Raw genomic sequence first — 18,546 nt, 5'->3', positions numbered from 1 at the left:
AAGCGGCGATCAGGCCAGCGAGGGGTCGATGCCCTTGCACGCCTCGACCAGGCCCTTCACGGCCTCGACCGATTTGTCCATCATCGCCTGTTCGGCGTTGTCCAGCTTGATGTCGATGATCTTTTCCACGCCACCGGCGCCGATCACGGTCGGCACGCCGACATACATCCCCTTGAGGCCATAGGCGCCGTCCACATGCGCCGCGCAGGGCAGGACGCGCTTCTGGTCCTTCAGATAGGCCTCGGCCATCTCGATCGCGCTGGTCGCGGGGGCGTAGAAGGCCGACCCGGTCTTCAGCAGGCCGACGATCTCGGCGCCGCCGTCGCGGGTGCGCTGAACGATGGCGTCCAGCTTCTCCTGCGTGGTCCAGCCCATCTTGACCAGGTCGGGCAGCGGGATGCCCGCCACGGTCGAATAGCGGGTCAGCGGCACCATGGTGTCGCCATGCCCGCCCAGCACAAAGGCCGTCACGTCGCGCATCGACACGTTGAACTCCAGCGACAGGAAATGGCGGAAGCGTGCCGAATCCAGCACGCCGGCCATGCCGCAGACCTTGTTGTGGGGCAGGCCGCTGAACTCGCGCAGTGCCCAGACCATCGCGTCCAGCGGGTTGGTGATGCAGATCACGAAGGCATCGGGGGCGTGCTTGGCAATGCCCTCGCCCACGGATTTCATGACCTTGAGGTTGATGCCCAGCAGGTCGTCGCGGCTCATCCCCGGCTTGCGCGGGACGCCTGCGGTGACGATGCAGACATCGGCGCCGGCGATGTCGGCGTAATCGTTGGCGCCCTTCATGCGGGCGTCGAACCCTTCGGACGGGCCCGATTGCGCGATGTCCAGCGCCTTGCCCTGCGGCGTGCCTTCCGAGATGTCGAACAGGACGACGTCGCCCAGTTCCTTCATCGCGGCCAGATGCGCCAGCGTGCCGCCGATCTGCCCCGCACCGATCAGTGCGATTTTGGGTCGGGCCATGGATAACCTCCGATTGGGTGGTGAAAAGTTGCGGCAGGGGTAAGCGGTCGCGCAAGGAATCGCAAGATGGTCCCACAGCCGCAGAGGCATGGTTGTGCTAACACTTGTCTTCATCGCCCGCCCGCGCCACAGATTGCACGTCGTGCAGGGAGGGGCCCATGCTGGAATTGTCGCAGGCGGGATGGGCGCTGGCCGTGCTGTCGGCCTTTGCGGTGGGCCTGTCCAAGGGCGGTCTGGCGATGGTGGGCATCATCAGCGTGCCGCTGATGTCGCTGGTCATGTCGCCGGTGCAGGCGGCGGGGCTGCTGCTGCCGATCTATGTGGTCTCGGACATGGGCGGGCTGATGGCGTTCCGACGCAATCTGGACCGGCGCGTGCTGATGCTGGCGCTGCCCGGTGCGATGGCGGGGATCGCGGTGGGCTGGGCCACGGCCAGCATCGTGCCGGTCTGGGGCGTCACGCTGATCGTGGGGGTGATCGGGCTGGGATTCGCGCTGAACGCGCTGATCCGCCCGGCGCTGGATGCGGCACCCCGCCCGCCGCGGGGCAGGGCCGCGACGATCTGGGGCGGGCTTGCGGGCTATACCAGTTTCGTCAGCCATTCCGGCGCGCCCTTGTGGCAGGTCTATGCCCAACCCTTGCGCCTGTCGCCGCTGGTCTATGCGGGCACGACGACCTGGTTCTTTGCCATCGGCAACCTGGTCAAGCTGGTGCCCTATGCAGCGCTTGGCCAGCTGTCGCCGGCCAATCTGGCGACGGCGGCGGTGCTGATGCCGGTCTCGCTGGCCGCGGTCTGGATCGGGCTGCGGCTGGTGCGGATCATCCCCGCTGCACTGTTCTATCGGCTGATCACCTGGGGGCTGCTGGCAGTGTCGCTGCGCCTGATCTGGCAGGGGCTGCGCGGCTGATTTCTGCGGCGCGGCATTTTGCACTTGCCATATGTGGCGCGGCGCGGCACCAAGGCGCAAGATTGTTGCCCGGAGGTTTCCCCATGGCCCGCCCCTACCGCTCGGTCCTGTATATTCCCGCCGCCAATGCCCGCGCGATGGACAAGGCGCGCGGCCTGCCCGCCGACGCGATCATCTTTGATCTGGAGGATGCCGTGGCCCCCGACGCCAAGGCCGCCGCGCGCGACGCGCTGGCCCAGGCCCTGACGCAGGATTACGGCCCGCGCGCCCGGATCGTGCGCATCAACGCGCTGTCCACGGAATGGGGCGCCGATGACGCCCGCGCCTGCGCCGGGCTGGACATCGACGCGGTGCTGATCCCCAAGGTGGACGGCCCCGGCGACCTGGGCCGTGTGGCCGCGCTGATCCCCGACACGCCGCTCTGGGCGATGATGGAGACGCCCCTGGGCATGCTGAACGCCGCCGCCATTGCCGCCCATCCGCGGCTGGCGGGGATGGTAATGGGCACCAACGACCTGGCCAAGGATCTGGGCAGCCGCTTTCGCGCGGATCGCCTGCCGATGATGGCCGGGTTGGGGCTGTGCCTGCTGGCGGCCAAGGCGCATGGGGTGGTGATCGTGGACGGCGTCTTCAACGCGTTCAAGGATGAGGACGGTCTGCGCGCCGAATGCGGACAGGGCCGCGACATGGGGTTCGACGGCAAGACCCTGATCCATCCTGCCCAGCTGGAGATCACCAACGCCGCCTTTGCGCCCACCGAGGAGGAGGTCGCCCTGGCCCGCCGGCAGATCGAGGCCTTTGACGCCGCCACCGCCGAGGGAAAGGGCGTGGCCGTGGTCGACGGCCGCATCGTCGAGAACCTGCATGTCGCCACCGCGCGCCAGACGCTGGACCGCGCGCAGGCGATTGCGGCCATGGCGCAATAAGGGCAGTCTGCGCGCCACAAGCTCCAGCGAGAGGAAAGCCAGATGCTGATCCTGATCCTAGGCGTGGCCCTGTGGTGGGCTGCGCATCTCTACAAGCGGATGGCCCCGGCCAGCCGCGCCTCGATGGGCGAACGCGGCAAGGGGATGGTCACCGGCCTGCTGGTCTTGTCGATCATCCTGATGGTCATCGGCTATCGCGGCGCAGAGGGCGCGTTCTTCTGGGGGCCCAACGCGGCCCTGGTGGGCATCAACAACCTGTTGGTCCTGGTCGGCATCTACCTGTTCGCGGCCAGCGGCATGAAGACCCGCGTGACCGCCCATACCCGCCACCCGATGCTGTGGGGCTTTGCCCTGTGGGCGGGCGCGCATCTGCTGGTCAATGGCGACACGCCGTCGATCATCCTGTTCGGCGGCCTGTTGGCCTGGGCCTTTGTCGAGATGGTGGCGATCAATCGCGCCAGCCCCTGGGTCCGCCCGACCGGGCCTTTTCCCGCCCGCAAGGAGGCGATGGCCGTCTTTGGCGCCATCATCGTCATGGGCGTCATCGGCCTGATCCACGGCTGGATCGGCCCCTGGCCCTTTGGAGGAGCCTGACATGCCCCTGATCTATCGCTGCATCACCGATGACGACACGTCGCAGTTCTGCCACCGCGTCAGCGAGGCCCTGTCCAAGGGCTGGTCGCTGCATGGCAGCCCGTCCATGGCCCATGACCCGGCCAAGGGCGTCATGCGCATGGCCCAGGCCGTTACCAAGGAAATCGAGGCCGATTATCACCCCGACATGAAGCTGGGACAGCAATGACCAAGACGAACCCCGGACGGTTCTTTGAGGATTACACGGTCGGCCAGACCATCCGTCACGCGGTGCCGCGCACCGTCGCGGAGGGGGAACGCGCGCTGTATCACGCGCTGTACCCCGCACGGCATGCGCTGTATTCGTCGGATGATTTCGCGATCTCCTGCGGGCTGGACGGATCGCCGCTGGACGATCTGCTGGCCTTTCACACCGTCTTTGGAAAGACCGTCCCCGATGTCAGCCTGAACGCGGTGGCCAATCTGGGCTATGCGCAGGGACGCTGGCTGCGCCCGGTCTGGCCGGGCGACACGCTGCGCGCCGAAAGCCAGGTGATCGGCCTGCGCCAGAATTCTAACGGCCAGTCGGGCGTGGTCTGGGTGCGCACCCAAGGGTTGAACCAGTCGGATGAGGTCGTGCTGGACTATGTCCGGTGGGTGATGGTCAGGAAGCGCGACGCGGCCTCGGCGGCGCCCGAGCCTGTGGTGCCGGACGTGGCATCAGTGGTCGATCCGGCCGACCTGATCGTGCCCGAGGGGTTGAATTTTGTCGACTATGACTTTGATTTGGCAGGGGAACCGCATCGGTGGGGCGATTATGCCGCGGGCGAGATCATCGACCATGTCGACGCCGTCACCATCGAGGAGGCCGAGCATATGCTGGCCACCCGCCTGTGGCAGAACACCGCCAAGGTGCATTTCGACGCCACCCATCGTCCCGACGGGCGGCGGCTGATCTATGGCGGTCATGTCATCAGCCTGGCCCGCGCGCTGTCCTTCAACGGACTGGCCAATGCGCAGATGATCGTGGCGCTGAACGGCGGCGCGCATGCCAATCCGTGCTTTGCGGGCGACACCGTCCGCGCCTGGTCCGAGGTTCTGGACCGCGCACCGACCAGCGCACCGGGCATCGGCGCGATCCGCCTGCGGCTGGTCGCCATGCGCGACGGCGGCACGGCGGGCACCCTGCGCAGCGCCGACGGCAAATACAGCCCCGAGGTGCTGCTGGATCTGGATTACTGGGCGCTGATGCCGGTCTGACCGCCCTGTGATCGCGGCCCCGAGTCGCGGCGCGGGCCTGCCTTGTCCGGCGCATGACGGGCTTTTGCGCTAACAGGTCAAGGGCATGCGGGACGGGAATGGTTACTTGTGATCACAGCTGCGGCAAGTGTGATCACAAAGCGCCAATTCCGCGGCATTTCGGCGCGCGGGGTGGTATCTGCGGATGACAGATGGCATCTAACGGGTCAAGAACGGCACCAATCGCCAGCCCTCGCGGCAAGCCCGGCCTTCGGTCCAGGGAACCTGCGACGGGACACTGAGAACCGACAAAGGAGGGCCGCCGATGGCCGACGTGAACCGGGGTAACCGGCCCCTTTCCCCCCATCTTCAGGTCTATCGCCTGCCGCTGCCGGCGATCACCTCGATCCTGACGCGCATCACCGGACATGCGCTGTCCGCGGGCATCCTGCTGCTGGTCTGGTGGCTGGTCGCCGCCGTCACCAGCCCCGGCGCCTTCGCGACCGCCGATTGGGTGCTGCGGTCGTGGCTGGGCTTCCTGATCATGACCGCCTCGACCTGGGCACTGTGGTTCCATGCGCTGTCCGGCGTGCGCCACCTGTTCTACGACAACGGCATGGGCCTGGAGATCGAGGACGCCAAGCGCGCCTCCTGGGGCATCATCATCGGTTCGGTCGCGCTGACCGTGCTGAGCCTGATCATCTTCTTCATCGGCTGAGGGCATCATGCGTTACATCACCCCCCGCAAGGCCGCCCAAGGGCTGGGCTCGGCCCGCGCCGGCACCGCGCATCACTGGAACATCACGATGAGCAGCTATGCGCTGATCGTGCTGACGCCGCTGTTCCTGATCGCCGTGGGCGGCGCCATCGGCCTACCCCAGGATCAGGTCGTGGCCCATTTCGGCAGGCCCTTTCCCGGCATCATCACCGCGCTGTTCATCATCGTGGGCATGATCCATTTCATCAAGGGATCGCAGGGCGGCGCGATTGCCGACTATGTTCACGGCACCGCCCAGCAGCTGACCATGGTCGCCATCGCGATCTTTGGCTGGGGCGTGATCGCGGCCGCCGTCTTTGCGCTGGCCAAGATGGCCTTCACCCTTCCCGCGATCTGAGGACGACATGGCAGCTTACCAAACAACCGTTCATGACTATGATGTGGTCGTTGTCGGGGCCGGTGGCGCAGGTCTGCGCGCGACGCTCGGCATGGCCGAACAGGGGCTGCGCACCGCCTGCGTGACCAAGGTGTTCCCGACCCGCTCGCACACCGTCGCAGCCCAGGGTGGCATCGCCGCTTCGCTGTCCAACATGGGCCCCGACAGCTGGCAGTGGCACATGTACGACACCGTCAAGGGGTCGGACTGGCTGGGCGACACCGACGCCATGGAATACCTGGCGCGCGAGGCCCCCAAGGCCGTCTATGAGCTGGAGCATTACGGCGTGCCGTTCTCGCGCACCGAGGATGGCCGCATCTATCAGCGCCCCTTCGGCGGCCACACCACCGAATATGGCGAAGGTCCCCCGGTCCAGCGCACCTGCGCCGCGGCCGACCGCACCGGCCACGCCATCCTGCACACGCTGTATGGGCAGTCGCTGAAGAACAACGCGGAGTTCTTCATTGAATATTTCGCGCTGGACCTGATCATCACCGATGGCCGCTGCACCGGCGTCGTCTGCTGGAAGCTGGACGACGGCACGATGCACGTCTTCAACGCCAAGATGGTGGTGCTGGCGACGGGCGGCTATGGCCGCGCCTATTTCAGCGCGACCAGCGCCCATACCTGCACCGGCGACGGCGGCGGCATGGTCGCCCGCGCGGGCCTGCCCCTGCAGGACATGGAGTTCGTGCAGTTCCACCCGACCGGCATCTATGGCTCGGGCTGCCTGATCACCGAAGGTGCGCGGGGCGAGGGCGGTTATCTGACCAACTCCGAGGGCGAGCGCTTCATGGAGCGGTACGCGCCGACCTACAAGGATCTGGCCAGCCGCGACGTGGTTTCGCGCTGCATGACGCTGGAGATCCGTGAGGGTCGCGGCGTGGGCGGTGACAAGGACCACATCTTCCTGAACCTGATGCACCTGCCGCCCGAAACGCTGCATGAGCGCCTGCCAGGCATCTCCGAATCCGCCAAGATCTTTGCGGGCGTCGACGTGACCCGTGCGCCCATCCCGGTCATCCCGACCGTGCATTACAACATGGGTGGAATTCCGACGAACTATTGGGGCGAAGTGCTTGCTCCGACGCCGGAAAACCCCGATGCGATCTTCCCGGGCCTGATGGCCGTGGGCGAGGCGGGCTGCGCCTCGGTGCATGGCGCGAACCGTCTGGGGTCGAACAGCCTGATCGACCTGGTGGTCTTTGGCCGCGCCGCTGCGATCCGCGCCGGCGAGGTCGTGGACCGTGCGGGTGCCGTGCCCTCGACCAACCAGGCCGAGGTGGACCGCGCGCTGGACCGGTTCGACGGTCTGCGCCACGCCAACGGCACCACCGGCACGGCCGAGCTGCGCAACGAGATGCAGCGCACCATGCAGCTGGACGCCGCGGTCTTCCGCACCGACAAGACCTTGGCCGAGGGCATGGCCAAGATGGAGTCCATTGCCGGCAAGATGGACGACATAAAAGTGACCGATCGTGGTTTGATCTGGAACACCGACCTGATGGAAACGTTGGAGCTGACGAACCTGATGCCCAACGCCCTGACCACCATCGTGGCGGCCGAAGCGCGCAAGGAAAGCCGCGGCGCGCATGCGCACGAGGATTACCCTGAGCGGGATGACGCCAACTGGCGCAAGCATTCGCTTGCCTGGGTCGACGGGAACAAGGTTAAACTGGCCTATCGCCCCGTCCACCTGGAGCCCCTTACCACGGCCGAGGAAGGCGGGATCGACCTGCAAAAGATCGCTCCGAAGAAAAGGGTTTATTGATGCGCTTCAACCTCATCGCCGCTTTCGGCCTGTCCGCCGTCACCCTGGCGGGCTGCGTGGCCCCGGTCCCCATGACCGGGCCTGCCGTGCCCTCCGCCCCCGTGGCCACCGCGCCCACACCGACCATCCTTGACGCCGCCTCGCGTCAGGTCGCGCGCAATGTCGTCGACGGAGAGATGAGCCGCCGCCTGCCGGGCGTCAACGTGTCGCCCTATACCGACTGCGTGGTCAACAACGCCACGACGGCCGAGCTGATCGACATCGCCCAGATGTCGCGGTCGGGCGCGTCGGGCACCGCCGACAGCGTGGCGGCCATCGTCTCGCGGCCGGCCACGACGCAGTGCATCGCCGCTGCGGCGCGCACGGCCTGACGCCATGATCGCGCGGATGCTTCGCATGGGCCTGCTGCCGCTGATTGCGGTGCTGGCGGCCTGCGGTCCGGTCCCGGTGGACCAGGCCGAGCGGAGCTGTCTGCGTGACGCCGAACTGGCCGAGCGCCCGCGCGGCAGCGTCGCGATGGGCATCGGCTCTGGCTCGGGGGGGACGCGCGGCTATGGCAGCGTCAACCTCGAGATCGGCGGCGATTATCTGCGCGGGCGCGACCCGTCTGACGTGTTCAGCAGCTGTGTCCAGCGCCGGTCCGGTCAGGCCCCGACCCGCGTCCTGGCCGAACAGCCCGGCTGGCGGGGCACCCGATGAGCCGCCCGCTGCTTTTGCATGTCGGCGTCCAGAAGACCGGGACGACCAGCCTGCAACGCTTTCTGCGCCGGTCGGAACGGGATCTGTCCGACCTGCTGGTGGTCCGCACGCCCGAGGAGGGCACGCCGATGCGGCCCCTGGGACGCGCGGCCATCGCCTTCAGCCTGACGCCGGATGACGCGCATCGCGACCGCCTGTTCGCAGCGTTTGACGCCGTTCTGGACACGCTGCCCGACGACGGGCGGGGCGTGATCATCAGCCACGAGAACCTGGCCGGCGCCATGCCCGGCAATGGCGGCGAGACGCGGCTGTTTCCGGCGCTGCCGCAGATGCTGTCGCTGATCGTCGCGCGGGCCGAGGCGCGGGGTTACGCCCCCCATGTCGCGGTCTATACGCGGCGGATGACGGCCTGGCTGCCCTCGGTCTGGGCGCAGGCGGTCCGCACCGACGGCTATGCCGAGACGCTGGCGCAGTTTCGCGACAGCACCGCCGCGCTGCCGGGCTGGGGCGACCTGATGCGCCGCCTGTCGGCGGAGCTGGGCGCGGCCCGGGTAAGCCGCCTGCGTCTGGAGGACGAATCCGATGCGGATCGGCCCGGACGCCAGCTGCTGGCCCTGGCCGGTGTGCCCAAGGCGCGTCTTGACGCATTGCCTTTGCTGGACAGCCGCGCGATGGAGCGTCTGAGCCCCGGCGCGACCGAATTTCTGCGCCGCCTGAACGGGCTGGCGCTGAACCCGCATGCCCGCGACCGGGTGGCCGATTTGGTGGCCCGCTCGCAACCCCTGTTCACGGCGCATTTGCCGTCCGAAGGCACTCTCTGAAAGGAGCTACCCCATGGTCCAGTTCACCCTGCCCAAGAACAGCCAGATCCGGGTCGGCAAGACCTGGCCCAAGCCCGAGGGCGCAACCAACGTCAAGAAGTTCAAGATCTATCGGTGGGACCCCGAGACCGGAGAGAACCCGCGTCTGGACACCTATTTCGTCGATCTGGACAAATGCGGCCCGATGATGCTGGACGCGCTGATCAAGATCAAGTCCGAGATTGACCCGACCCTGGCCTTCCGCCGGTCCTGCCGCGAGGGGATCTGCGGGTCCTGCGCGATGGTGATCGACGGCGGCAACAAGCTGGCCTGCATCTTCGGCATCGACGAGGTCAAGGGCGACGTGTCGATCTATCCGCTGCCGCATATGCCGGTGGTAAAGGATCTGGTGCCGGACCTGACGCATTTCTATGCGCAGCACGCGTCCGTTAACCCCTATCTGCAGACCAAGTCGCCGACCCCCGGCAAGGAGTGGAAGCAGTCGATCGAGGATCGCAAGAAGCTGGACGGTTTGTATGAATGCATCCTGTGCGCGTCGTGTTCGACCTCTTGCCCGAGCTACTGGTGGAACGGCGACCGCTATCTGGGGCCGGCCGCACTGCTGCACGCCTATCGTTGGATCATCGACAGCCGCGACGAGGCCACGGGTGAGCGTCTGGACGAGCTGGAGGACCCCTTCAAGCTGTATCGCTGCCACACGATCATGAACTGCACCAACACCTGCCCCAAGGGGTTGAACCCCGCCAAGGCGATCGCGTCGACCCCCCGCACCCCCCGCCGAGGGGACGTATCGTCCCCTCGGGCTCCCCTGAGGGCGGCGATCATGGAAAAGGGCCCGGAGAGTGTTCTCCGGGCCCTTTTCCGTCGGTTCGGGTGCTCAGCCCTCGATGCGGGTGAAGTCGGCGATCTGGCGGCCGGCCTCGCGGATGCGCGACAGCAGGTTCAGGCGGTTGCGCCGGACGATCTGATGGTCGGTGTTGACCTGGACCGCGTCGAAGAAGGCGTCGATGGGGGTGCGCAGGGCAGCGATGGCGGTCATGGCGGCCGGGAAGTCCTGCGCGGCCATGGCGCGCTTGATCGCGGGTTCGGCGGTATCCAGCGCGGAGAAGAGGGCGCGTTCCTGGTCCGTCTCGGCAAACTTGACGTCGGCGCCGAAGCTGTATTCGACGCCGTCCTGCGCCTCGGCCTGGGCCAGGATATTGCCGGCGCGCTTTAGGCCCTGCGTCAGGTTGCGGCCGTCCTCGGTCGCCAGCATCGCGTTTAGCGCGGTGGCGCGGCTGACCACCTGCACGAGGTCGTCATTCCCGTCCTGCGCCAGAACGGCGTCGATGATGTCGTGGCGGATGCCCTGGTCGCGCAGGTAGACCTTGAGGCGGTCGTGGATGAAGGAGAGGAGATCGGAACGGAGCGGGTCGAGTCGCGCCTCTGCGGTCAGCACCCGTTCGTCGCCAAGCTGAGGATCAGCATCCACGTCCTCAAACCAGACTTCCGCGGCCTCGGTGGTGCGGTGGTTCAACAGAGCCTGAGTAAACGTAGTGCGGTCTATATTATAGCTAACGCTCTCCGACTCCGGATGGATATGACAAACGCCGACCCAATTCTTTGCCTCAGGCGAGTATCCTTCCGGCAGTATGTAGATGCTACTCGCGGTCGCTGGTTCATACCAAACGCCAGCCGCGGCGTGAGCCAGCGTATTACTAAGAGCCAATCGTAGGTTGTTCGTGATAATCAGCCTTATCACCCCTAACGCCGCCCGACGCAGCGCGAACGGGTCCTTGGACCCCGTTGGCTTTTCATCAATCGCCCAGAACCCCGTCAACGTGTCGATCTTGTCGGCCAGCGCCACGGCGACCGAGACCGGCGCTGTGGGAACCTCGTCCGAGGGGCCGAGGGGTTTGTAATGGTCGCGGGCGGCGTCGGCAATTGCGGACGCATGCTCCTCCTCAATGTCTTCGCTTTTCAGCATCTCCAGCGCGTAGTAGCGGCCCATCGTGCCCTGCAGTTCGGGGAACTCTCCGACCATGGCGGAGCGCAGGTCCAGCTTGGCCAGGCGGGCGGCGCGTTCGGCCTGAGCCTCGTCTGCGCCGACCAGCGGCGCGATTTCGCGGGCCAGGGCGGCGATGCGTTCGACCCGGTCGGCCTGGGAGCCGAGCTTGTTGTGGAAGGTGACCGCAGACAGCCCTTCGGCCCAGGCTGTCATGCCCGATTTCGCCTCGCGCAGGTCGTTCTGCCAGAAGAAGGCGGCGTCCGACAGGCGGGCGGCCAGGACGCGCTGGTTGCCCGACAGGATCGTCGCGCCGTCATCGGGCGTCTCGATATTGGCGACGGTCACGAAACCCTCGATCCGCCCGGTGGACGGGTTGCGGGCCGAGAAGAACTTCTGATGCTCTTTCATCGAGGTCTGCAGGACCTCGGGGGGCAGGGCCAGGAAACGCTCCTCGATCACGCCCATCAGGGGGACGGGCCATTCGACAAGCCCCGCGACCTCGGCCAGCAGGGCGTCGTCGGGGACGATCTGCCAGCCCCGGGCAAAGGCCAGGTTGTCGGCCTGCGCGCGGATCTCGGACGCGCGTTCCTCGGCGTCCAGCATCACCCGGGCGCGGCGCAGTTTGGCGGCATAGTCGTCGAAACCGTTGACCGCAAAGGCAGCGGGCGCCATGAAGCGGTGGCCGCGGGTGGTGTTGCCCGCGGTGATGCCGTCCACGGTCAGCGGCACGACCGAGGCGCCGGCCTCATCCGACAGGATGCACAGGATGGAATGCAGCGGGCGCACCCACCGCAGGCTGCCCGACCCCCACCGCATGGATTTGGGCCAGGGGAAGGTGCGGATGGTCGTCTCCAGCACCTCGGCCACGATGTCGGCGGCGGGGCGGCCGGGCTGGGTGATCGTGGCGAACCAGACCTGGCCCTTCTTGTCGTCGCGCGCCTCCAGCTGATCGCGGGTCAGGCCTGTCGAACGCAGAAACCCCTCTAGCGCCTTTTCGGGGGCGTCGGTGCGCGGGCCCTTGCGTTCCTCTCGCGTGGTGGGGCTGTGGGCGGTCAGACCCTCGATGGTCAGGGCCAGGCGGCGGGGCGTCGAGAACGCACCGGCGCTGGCATAGGTCAGGCCGGCCGCGACCAGGCCGTCGGTGACCAGGCGTTTCAGGTCCTCACGCGCGCGGGTTTGCATGCGGGCGGGGATTTCCTCGGAAAACAGTTCGATCAGCAGGTCGGGCATCAGTCCATCACTCCGCGTTCCGGGGTCTTGTCGAGATATTGGTGCCAGCCATAGGCGCGGCCGTCGGGATAGATCGCCAGCACGCGGTCCACGTCGGGACGGATGTCCTCGACCGACAGGACGGCGCGGGCGGCGCCGCTTTCCAGATCGGCGCCGATCCGGCGGGCATCGAAGCAGTCGAACCAGCGCGGGCCGATCAGGGGCGTCGCGTCGGGAAAGGGAATGGCGTCGGCGGGCAGGTCGGTGACCGTCGCGCAGGCGCGCCAGCGCAGCGGGCTGCTGCCCGCGTCGATGGCCTGGACATCGGCGATCGTAAGCGGCTGCGGGCCAGCAGGTGTGGCGACCTCCAGCGTGACGGTGGCCGGGTCGATGCTGTCATAATAGCCGTATTCCTGCGCATACCACATGCCCCCGCCCGCCGCGACGGTGGCAACCAGCAGTCCGACCGCGGCGATCTTGCCGCCGTTCATGCCGCGCCCGCCGCGTCGGTAGTCAGGAACAGGTCGGCGCAGCCCTTGGACAGCGCGCGGACGCGACCGATATAGGCCTGGCGTTCGGTCACGCTGATGACGCCGCGCGCGTCCAGCAGGTTGAAGATGTGGCTGGCCTTGATCGCCTGATCATAGGCCGGATGCGCCATCGGAATGGTGCGGCCCGCGCTGTCGGTCGGATCGGCCGACAGGATGCGGGCACATTCGGCCTCGGCGTCCTTGAAGTGTTGGAACAGCGTGTCCGTATCGGCCTGATCGAAGTTCCAGCGCGAATATTCCTGCTCGGTCTGGCGGAAGATGTCGCCATAGCTCAGCGGAATGGGCGCGTCGGGCGCGTTGAAGGGCATGTCCATCACATGTTCGACGCCCAGGACGTACATGGCCAGACGCTCCAGGCCATAGGTCAGCTCTCCGCTGACGGGTTTGCAGTCATGCCCGCCGACCTGCTGGAAATAGGTGAACTGGCTGACCTCCATCCCGTCGCACCAGACCTCCCAGCCCAGGCCCCATGCGCCCAGGGTGGGGGATTCCCAGTCATCCTCGACAAAGCGGACGTCATGGACCATCGGGTCCAGCCCGATCGCGCGCAGGCTGCCCAGATACAGCTCCTGCAGGTCGGGCGGGGACGGTTTGATGATGACCTGAAACTGATAGTAATGCTGCAGGCGGTTCGGGTTCTCGCCGTACCGCCCGTCGGTGGGGCGGCGCGAGGGCTGGACATAGGCCGCGGCCCAGGACCGCCCGCCCAGGGCGCGCAGCGTGGTGGCCGGGTGGAACGTGCCCGCGCCGACCTCCATGTCATAGGGTTGCAGCACCGCGCAGCCCTGTGCGGCCCAGTAATTCTGCAGGCGCAGGATAATCTCCTGAAAGCTGCGGGGTCGGTTGGGGCTGGTCATCGGGCCATCCTTTTGGGTAGATCGGGCGCAAGGTTCCGCGTCTTCTAGGCGCGCGGCGGAACAGGGTCAATAAAGGCCCGGCGGCGGGTGGGCGCCCGCGACAGGATGGCAGGATCAGGATGACGGCAAAGATGACCCGGATGCGGCACGCGGCGGTGGTGGTTCTGGCCCTGATGCCCGGCGTGGCGGGGGCCGAGGGTGCGGTGATCCGGCTGGAGGCGAAACGCTCTCCTGAGGCGGCAGCACAGGCGGCGCAGGGATGGGCGGACCGGTTCGACGGGGTGGTGACGCTGCCGCTGCCGGGGGGCTGGACGGGCATCGCCATAGGTCCGCTGCCTGCGGACCGCGCCGGGCCGCTGCTGGAGCAGCTGAAACAGGCGGGCAAGGTGCCGCAGGACGCGTTCGTCAGCACCCCGGCCGAGGGGACCGCCCTGACCCCCGCAGGCGCGCTGGCCGTGCCCGCCGCGTTGCCCGATGAGGCACCGCCGTCGCCCGACCGCTATCTGCGCCTGGAATCCGCCCCGACCGAGGCCGAGGGCCGCGCCGCGCTGGAGCGGCTGCGCGCGACCTTCCCCGAGGCCGGGCTGTGGGCGCTGTCCGATGGCTGGTTTGCGGTGACGCTTGGGCCCGTGCCCGAGGAGGCGGGGCGGGCCTGGCTGCCGGTGCTGACCAAGGCCGGGCTGATCCCCGAGGATGCCATCCTGGCCCGCGCCGCCGATCTGGGCCAAGCGGTCGAGGAGGGGGCCGCGCCCGATCTGGCCGCCCCCGGTGCGCCCGAGCCGCTGCCGCCGCTGGACCGGGTGCAGCGCGCCTTGCGGTGGGCGGGGCATTACGCGGGCGCCATCGACGGCAAGGACGGCCCCATGACCCGCGCCGGCATCGCGGCCGAGATCGCGACCGCCCGCGCCTCGACCGATCCGGGCACCGCGCTGCGCCTGCTGGAGGAGCGGCGCGCGGCCTGGGCCGATGCGCAGGGGCTGGCGCCGCTGGTCGATCAGGCCACCGGGCTGACCGTCACCGCGCCGATGCGGGCGCTGACCTTTGACCGGGCGGAACGCGCACTGTCGATCTATGGCCCGCGTGACGGGTCGGGGGCGGCGCTGATCCTGTTCAGCCAGCCGGGCGGCCAGCAGGAGCTGCTGGACCTGGCGGGGCTGGTCACGGCGCTTGGCTGGGTGCCCCAACCCGAACGGACCGTCCGGCAGGGGCATGTCACCCTGCAGGGCCGGAACGACGCCCATCTGGGCGCCGCCGAAGGCTGGGTCCGGGACGGCCGGGCCGAGGGTTACGTGCTGATCTGGCCCGCGGGCGACGAGGCCACCCACACCCGCCTGCTGGCCGAGATCAGCGACAGCCTGACCCGCCACGGCGCCGGCACGAACGAAGGGGCCGCGCCCTCGACCCTGCCTTAACCCCGCCAGAATCGCGGCAGCAGCAGGACCAGCACCGAGACCAGCTCCAGCCGGCCCAGGAACATGCCAAGCGTCATCAGCCACTTGGCCGAGGTCGGGAAATCGGCGACCGATCCGTTGGCGCTGATGCCTGGGCCCCAGACCGGGCCGATATTGGCGATCGCCGTCCAGGCGGCGGTCAGCGCGGTGCGCGGGTGCAGCCCGGTCAGCGACAGGCCCACGATCAGCAGGCCAAAGGTCAGAAAGAACAGCGTAAAGAACGCCATGACCGAATCGACCACGTCCTGATCCAGCGGCTGTCCGTCATAGCGCAGCGGATAGATGCGGCGCGGCGATTGCATGCGGCGGATCTGGGCGCGCACGGCCTCGAACAGCACCAGGTATCGGAACACCTTGACCGAACAGCCCGTCGACCCGGTGCAGCCGCCGATCAGCCCCGCCAGGACCAGCACGACCAGCGGCAGGTGGCCCCATTGCGTCACGTCGGTCGAGGCAAAGCCCGTCCCCGAAAAGGTCGAGACGACGTTGAACACGGTCTCGCGCAGCATCTCCTCGGGGTGGGCGGTCTGGCCCAGCCACAGCACCCGGTAGAGCACGATCACCCCGCAGGCATACGCCGTCCAGCGCAGATAGGCGCGCACCTGCACGTCGCGCCACAGCGGCGCCGCCTGGCCCCGCATCAGCTGGACCATGCGGATGAACGGGATCGAGGCCAGCAGCATGAACACGCAGGCCGCCCATTCCGGCGCGCCCAGAAACTGCCCGAAGCTGGCGTCATAGCTGGAGAACCCGCCCGTCGAAATGGTGCTGAGCGCATGGACGATCGCGTCATAGCCGCTGAGCCCCAGCAGCAGATAGGTGATGATGCAGGCGCCGGTCAGGATCAGATACAGCTGCGTCATCTCTCCGGCGATCTGGCCCGCGCGTGGCAGCACCTTGCCCATCGTATCGAACCCTTCGGAGCGAAAGAACTGCATGCCGCCGACCTTCATCACCGGCAGGAAGACCATCGCGACCACGACGATCCCCAGGCCGCCCGCCCATTGCAAGATCGACCGCCACAGATGGATGCCGCGCGGCATCCCGTCCAGCACCGGAAACACGGTCGTGCCGGTGGTCGTGAACCCCGACATCGATTCGAACATCGCATCTGTAAAGCTGGCATCCGGTGCGCCCAGCACAAAGGGCAGCGCGCCGAAGGTCGGCAGCACCAGCCAGATCCCCGAGGTCAGCAGGAACGCCTGGTGCAGCGTCAGGTGGTCATAGCGCCCCGCCGTGGTGACCGCGATCATCACGCCCGCGACCATGGTCATCACCGCCGATTGCAGGAACACCACCCAATGCGGATCGCCGTTCCAGGCATCGACCGCCATCGGGAACAGCATGAACGCGCCGATCGCGGTCAGGATCTTTCCGATCGGATGGGCGACGGGGCGGATGTCTATCATCGCGTTTGGTTGCCGCGCGGTCACGGTCGCGTCAAGGCCCACGAGGGCGGGCAGCGCACGCGCGCGGCGTCTGTGGCACGGCGGCCCCTTGAATGGCGGCCTTGGGCAGGTTACGTTTTGTTCAACTTGTCATCGGAGGGCGTGTGTCATGACGCCCAAGCGTCCTGCGGGTGCGGACGTGGTCCCGAGAAATACGGTCGAACCGTCGGGCACCCGACACCCCGAGGAGGGGGCGCTTTATGCTGCGCTCGACCTTGGGACCAATTCTTGCCGGATGCTGATTGCCCGACCGACGGGCAGTCAGTTTCAGGTCGTCGACAGCTTCTCCAAGCCGGTTCAGCTTGGTCAGGGGCTGGAAGCTTCGGGACGCCTGTCCCGCAGCTCGATGGCGCGTACCGTTCACGCGCTTCAGGTCTGCAAGCGCAAGCTGGACCAGCACAAGGTGCGCAACATGCGCCTTGTGGCGACCGAGGCATGCCGTAGGGCCAGGAACAGCCGCGATTTCCTGCGCACCATCCGTCGCGAGACCGGCCTGCCCATCGAGATCATCGGGTCCGAGGAGGAGGCGCGGCTGGCGGTGATCAGCTGCGCCCCGCTGGTCAGCCACAAGACCGAGACGCTGATGGTGGTCCGGCGGCTCGACTGAGCTGGTCTGGATCGACCTGGAGGACGTCGAGCCCAAGGAGCGGCCCCGCGCCATCATGCGCCTGTCCGACGGCTTCGGGAACCCGCAGCCGGGCGGCGCGCGCGTGGTCGACTGGATCAGCGTGCCGTTGGGCGTGGCGACGCTGCGCGACCAGTTCGCGGATGTCGAGGACGATCAGGGCCGGTTCGCGCTGATGTCGTGGTTCTTCGAGGAGGCGCTGGCGAATTTCACCCCCTATGCGGACGGATCGCCGGACGAGGGGTTCCAGATCATCGGCACCTCCGGCACGGTCACCACGGTCGCGGCCAGCTTTCTGGGCCTGCGCCGCTATGACCGGACCAAGGTGGACGGGCTGGAGATGACCAGCGACCAGATCGACCGCGTCATCCACAGCTATCTGCAGCTGGGCCCCGAGGGGCGGCGCACCGACCCGCGCATCGGCCGCGAGCGCCATGCGCTGATCATGTCGGGGGCGGCGATCCTGCAGACGCTGATGCGCGTCTGGCCCACGAACAAGCTGTCGGTCGCAGATCGCGGCCTGCGCGAGGGGTTGCTTTATGCCCAGATGGTGCGCGATGGGGTGCTGGCGCCGGAAGGTTTGAACGGAGTGGCATGAGATGACGAAGACACCGACCAGCCGGGACGGCAAGACCAGCGGGCGCGGTGCGCGCGATCTGCGCGTGCGCGTGAAATCCGCCAAGGGCCGCAAGCTGTCCTCGACCCTGTGGTTGGAACGGCAGCTGAACGACCCCTATGTGGTCCGCGCTAAGCGCGAGGGCTATCGCGGGCGCGCGGCCTACAAGATCATCGAGCTGGACGACAAGTACCGCTTTCTGGTGCCCGGCGCGCGGGTCGTCGATCTGGGCTGTGCGCCCGGCGGCTGGTGCCAGGTGGCCGTGGCCCGCGTGAACGCCCTGGGCGAGAAATCGGGCAAGAAGGTCGGGCGCGTGCTGGGCCTGGATCTGCAGGAGGTCGATCCGATCGCGGGGGCCGAGATCCACGTGCTGGATTTCCTGTCCGACGGCGCGGATGATCTGGTCAAGGGCTGGCTGGGCGGGCCTGCGGATGTGGTGATGTCGGACATGGCCGCATCGGCGTCCGGGCACAAGAACACCGACCACAACCGCATCGTGGCCCTGGTCGAGGCCGCGGCCCAGCTGGCCTTCGACGTGCTGGAGCCGGGCGGCACCTTTGTCGCCAAGGTTCTGGCAGGCGGGGCCGAGACCGAGATGCAGGCGATGCTGAAGCGCAACTTTACCAAAGTCGCCAACGTCAAGCCGCCCGCCAGCCGCAGCGACAGTTCCGAGAAGTTCGTCGTCGCCATGGGCTTCCGCGGCCGCGAGGCGCTGACCGGGCCCGAGGCGGGCTGAGCG

The 18,546-nt window shown here is 67.6% G+C and carries 18 protein-coding genes and 2 pseudogenes; 15 read left to right on the top strand and 5 right to left on the bottom strand.

Going from position 1 to position 18,546, the window contains the following annotated elements; all coding sequences use genetic code 11:
* Positions 1-9: 9 nt before the first annotated feature.
* A complete protein-coding gene (gene mdh, locus ABS73_RS03515) occupies positions 10-972 on the bottom strand; it encodes a malate dehydrogenase (RefSeq protein WP_277023190.1) in 963 nt (320 codons plus the stop codon).
* Between the two features lie 158 nt (positions 973-1,130).
* On the opposite strand from mdh, the gene ABS73_RS03510 reads away from it, so the two are divergent.
* From ABS73_RS03510 to ABS73_RS03455, 12 genes and pseudogenes are all read left to right on the top strand, one after another.
* A complete protein-coding gene (locus ABS73_RS03510) occupies positions 1,131-1,880 on the top strand; it encodes a sulfite exporter TauE/SafE family protein (protein WP_277023193.1) in 750 nt (249 codons plus the stop codon).
* Between the two features lie 83 nt (positions 1,881-1,963).
* Positions 1,964-2,806: an HpcH/HpaI aldolase/citrate lyase family protein gene (locus ABS73_RS03505; protein ID WP_277023195.1), complete on the top strand. Its 843-nt coding sequence runs from the start codon at positions 1,964-1,966 to the stop codon at positions 2,804-2,806.
* Between the two features lie 42 nt (positions 2,807-2,848).
* Positions 2,849-3,400 carry an NnrU family protein gene (locus ABS73_RS03500; protein ID WP_277023197.1) on the top strand — a complete coding sequence of 184 codons (552 nt, stop codon included), beginning with the start codon at positions 2,849-2,851 and terminating at the stop codon, positions 3,398-3,400.
* 1 nt (position 3,401) lies between these two features.
* Complete coding sequence (locus ABS73_RS03495; RefSeq protein ID WP_136856934.1) at positions 3,402-3,608, top strand: DUF1737 domain-containing protein; 207 nt, start codon at positions 3,402-3,404, stop codon at positions 3,606-3,608.
* On the top strand, positions 3,605-4,639 hold the full coding sequence (locus ABS73_RS03490; RefSeq protein WP_277023198.1) for a MaoC family dehydratase: 1,035 nt from the start codon (positions 3,605-3,607) through the stop codon (positions 4,637-4,639). The genes ABS73_RS03495 and ABS73_RS03490 overlap by 4 nt, the downstream gene beginning before the upstream one ends.
* A gap of 304 nt (positions 4,640-4,943) precedes the next feature.
* Positions 4,944-5,336 carry a succinate dehydrogenase, cytochrome b556 subunit gene (gene sdhC, locus ABS73_RS03485; protein ID WP_136856936.1) on the top strand — a complete coding sequence of 131 codons (393 nt, stop codon included), beginning with the start codon at positions 4,944-4,946 and terminating at the stop codon, positions 5,334-5,336.
* A 7-nt stretch (positions 5,337-5,343) separates the two neighbouring features.
* Positions 5,344-5,733 (top strand): succinate dehydrogenase, hydrophobic membrane anchor protein, encoded by a 390-nt coding sequence (locus ABS73_RS03480; RefSeq protein ID WP_136856937.1) that lies wholly within the window; start codon positions 5,344-5,346, stop codon positions 5,731-5,733.
* 7 nt (positions 5,734-5,740) lie between these two features.
* On the top strand, positions 5,741-7,543 hold the full coding sequence (gene sdhA / locus ABS73_RS03475) for a succinate dehydrogenase flavoprotein subunit (protein ID WP_286693400.1): 1,803 nt from the start codon (positions 5,741-5,743) through the stop codon (positions 7,541-7,543).
* Positions 7,543-7,914, top strand: a complete 372-nt coding sequence (locus ABS73_RS03470) for a hypothetical protein (protein WP_136856939.1) — start codon at positions 7,543-7,545, stop codon at positions 7,912-7,914. Before sdhA ends, ABS73_RS03470 begins: the two co-directional genes overlap by 1 nt.
* A 4-nt stretch (positions 7,915-7,918) precedes the next feature.
* The gene (locus ABS73_RS03465; RefSeq protein WP_286693399.1) at positions 7,919-8,242 is read left to right on the top strand and encodes a hypothetical protein; all 324 of its coding nucleotides are present in this window, start codon (positions 7,919-7,921) and stop codon (positions 8,240-8,242) included.
* On the top strand, positions 8,239-9,063 hold the full coding sequence (locus ABS73_RS03460) for a hypothetical protein (protein ID WP_277019839.1): 825 nt from the start codon (positions 8,239-8,241) through the stop codon (positions 9,061-9,063). The genes ABS73_RS03465 and ABS73_RS03460 overlap by 4 nt, the downstream gene beginning before the upstream one ends.
* 13 nt (positions 9,064-9,076) lie before the next feature.
* Positions 9,077-9,823: pseudogene (locus ABS73_RS03455) on the top strand (succinate dehydrogenase iron-sulfur subunit); the annotation flags it as partial.
* Between the two features lie 117 nt (positions 9,824-9,940).
* On the opposite strand, the gene glyS reads toward ABS73_RS03455, so the two are convergent.
* From glyS to ABS73_RS03440, 3 genes are read right to left on the bottom strand one after another with little or no spacing between them, the layout of a single operon-like run.
* On the bottom strand, positions 9,941-12,280 hold the full coding sequence (glyS, locus tag ABS73_RS03450) for a glycine--tRNA ligase subunit beta (protein ID WP_277019842.1): 2,340 nt from the start codon (positions 12,278-12,280) through the stop codon (positions 9,941-9,943).
* The gene (locus ABS73_RS03445; RefSeq protein WP_277019844.1) at positions 12,280-12,750 is read right to left on the bottom strand and encodes a DUF6446 family protein; all 471 of its coding nucleotides are present in this window, start codon (positions 12,748-12,750) and stop codon (positions 12,280-12,282) included. The genes glyS and ABS73_RS03445 overlap by 1 nt, the downstream gene beginning before the upstream one ends.
* Entirely contained in the window at positions 12,747-13,667 is a 921-nt protein-coding gene (locus ABS73_RS03440; protein WP_277019845.1) for a glycine--tRNA ligase subunit alpha, read from the bottom strand. Before ABS73_RS03440 ends, ABS73_RS03445 begins: the two co-directional genes overlap by 4 nt.
* A gap of 119 nt (positions 13,668-13,786) precedes the next feature.
* On the opposite strand from ABS73_RS03440, the gene ABS73_RS03435 reads away from it, so the two are divergent.
* Positions 13,787-15,079, top strand: a complete 1,293-nt coding sequence (locus tag ABS73_RS03435) for a peptidoglycan-binding protein (RefSeq protein ID WP_277019847.1) — start codon at positions 13,787-13,789, stop codon at positions 15,077-15,079.
* On the opposite strand, the gene ABS73_RS03430 is transcribed toward ABS73_RS03435, so the two are convergent.
* Positions 15,076-16,527, bottom strand: coding sequence for a TrkH family potassium uptake protein (locus ABS73_RS03430; RefSeq protein ID WP_277019848.1), 1,452 nt, complete (start codon positions 16,525-16,527; stop codon positions 15,076-15,078). The genes ABS73_RS03435 and ABS73_RS03430 overlap by 4 nt on opposite strands.
* A 148-nt stretch (positions 16,528-16,675) precedes the next feature.
* Here ABS73_RS03430 and ABS73_RS03425 point away from each other — a divergent pair.
* Together ABS73_RS03425 and ABS73_RS03420 are read left to right on the top strand one after the other, a co-directional pair.
* Positions 16,676-17,789: pseudogene (locus ABS73_RS03425) on the top strand (Ppx/GppA phosphatase family protein).
* Between the two features lies 1 nt (position 17,790).
* Complete coding sequence (locus ABS73_RS03420; RefSeq protein ID WP_136856948.1) at positions 17,791-18,543, top strand: RlmE family RNA methyltransferase; 753 nt, start codon at positions 17,791-17,793, stop codon at positions 18,541-18,543.
* Positions 18,544-18,546: the final 3 nt, after the last annotated feature.

The organism is Paracoccus sp. SCN 68-21 (assembly GCF_001724535.1).
In the GTDB taxonomy this organism is placed as follows: Bacteria; Pseudomonadota; Alphaproteobacteria; order Rhodobacterales; family Rhodobacteraceae; genus Paracoccus; species Paracoccus hibiscisoli.
The sequence above is the reverse complement of the archived record's forward strand: the minus strand, read 5'-3'. Positions and strand labels throughout refer to the sequence as shown.

Coding starts and splice junctions, on each gene's coding strand:
- mdh (WP_277023190.1), bottom strand. CDS start 972: ATGGCCCGACCCAAAATCGCACTGATCGGTGCGGGGCAGATCGGCGGC.
- ABS73_RS03510 (WP_277023193.1), top strand. CDS start 1,131: ATGCTGGAATTGTCGCAGGCGGGATGGGCGCTGGCCGTGCTGTCGGCC.
- ABS73_RS03505 (WP_277023195.1), top strand. CDS start 1,964: ATGGCCCGCCCCTACCGCTCGGTCCTGTATATTCCCGCCGCCAATGCC.
- ABS73_RS03500 (WP_277023197.1), top strand. CDS start 2,849: ATGCTGATCCTGATCCTAGGCGTGGCCCTGTGGTGGGCTGCGCATCTC.
- ABS73_RS03495 (WP_136856934.1), top strand. CDS start 3,402: ATGCCCCTGATCTATCGCTGCATCACCGATGACGACACGTCGCAGTTC.
- ABS73_RS03490 (WP_277023198.1), top strand. CDS start 3,605: ATGACCAAGACGAACCCCGGACGGTTCTTTGAGGATTACACGGTCGGC.
- sdhC (WP_136856936.1), top strand. CDS start 4,944: ATGGCCGACGTGAACCGGGGTAACCGGCCCCTTTCCCCCCATCTTCAG.
- ABS73_RS03480 (WP_136856937.1), top strand. CDS start 5,344: ATGCGTTACATCACCCCCCGCAAGGCCGCCCAAGGGCTGGGCTCGGCC.
- sdhA (WP_286693400.1), top strand. CDS start 5,741: ATGGCAGCTTACCAAACAACCGTTCATGACTATGATGTGGTCGTTGTC.
- ABS73_RS03470 (WP_136856939.1), top strand. CDS start 7,543: ATGCGCTTCAACCTCATCGCCGCTTTCGGCCTGTCCGCCGTCACCCTG.
- ABS73_RS03465 (WP_286693399.1), top strand. CDS start 7,919: ATGATCGCGCGGATGCTTCGCATGGGCCTGCTGCCGCTGATTGCGGTG.
- ABS73_RS03460 (WP_277019839.1), top strand. CDS start 8,239: ATGAGCCGCCCGCTGCTTTTGCATGTCGGCGTCCAGAAGACCGGGACG.
- glyS (WP_277019842.1), bottom strand. CDS start 12,280: ATGCCCGACCTGCTGATCGAACTGTTTTCCGAGGAAATCCCCGCCCGC.
- ABS73_RS03445 (WP_277019844.1), bottom strand. CDS start 12,750: ATGAACGGCGGCAAGATCGCCGCGGTCGGACTGCTGGTTGCCACCGTC.
- ABS73_RS03440 (WP_277019845.1), bottom strand. CDS start 13,667: ATGACCAGCCCCAACCGACCCCGCAGCTTTCAGGAGATTATCCTGCGC.
- ABS73_RS03435 (WP_277019847.1), top strand. CDS start 13,787: ATGACGGCAAAGATGACCCGGATGCGGCACGCGGCGGTGGTGGTTCTG.
- ABS73_RS03430 (WP_277019848.1), bottom strand. CDS start 16,527: ATGATAGACATCCGCCCCGTCGCCCATCCGATCGGAAAGATCCTGACC.
- ABS73_RS03420 (WP_136856948.1), top strand. CDS start 17,791: ATGACGAAGACACCGACCAGCCGGGACGGCAAGACCAGCGGGCGCGGT.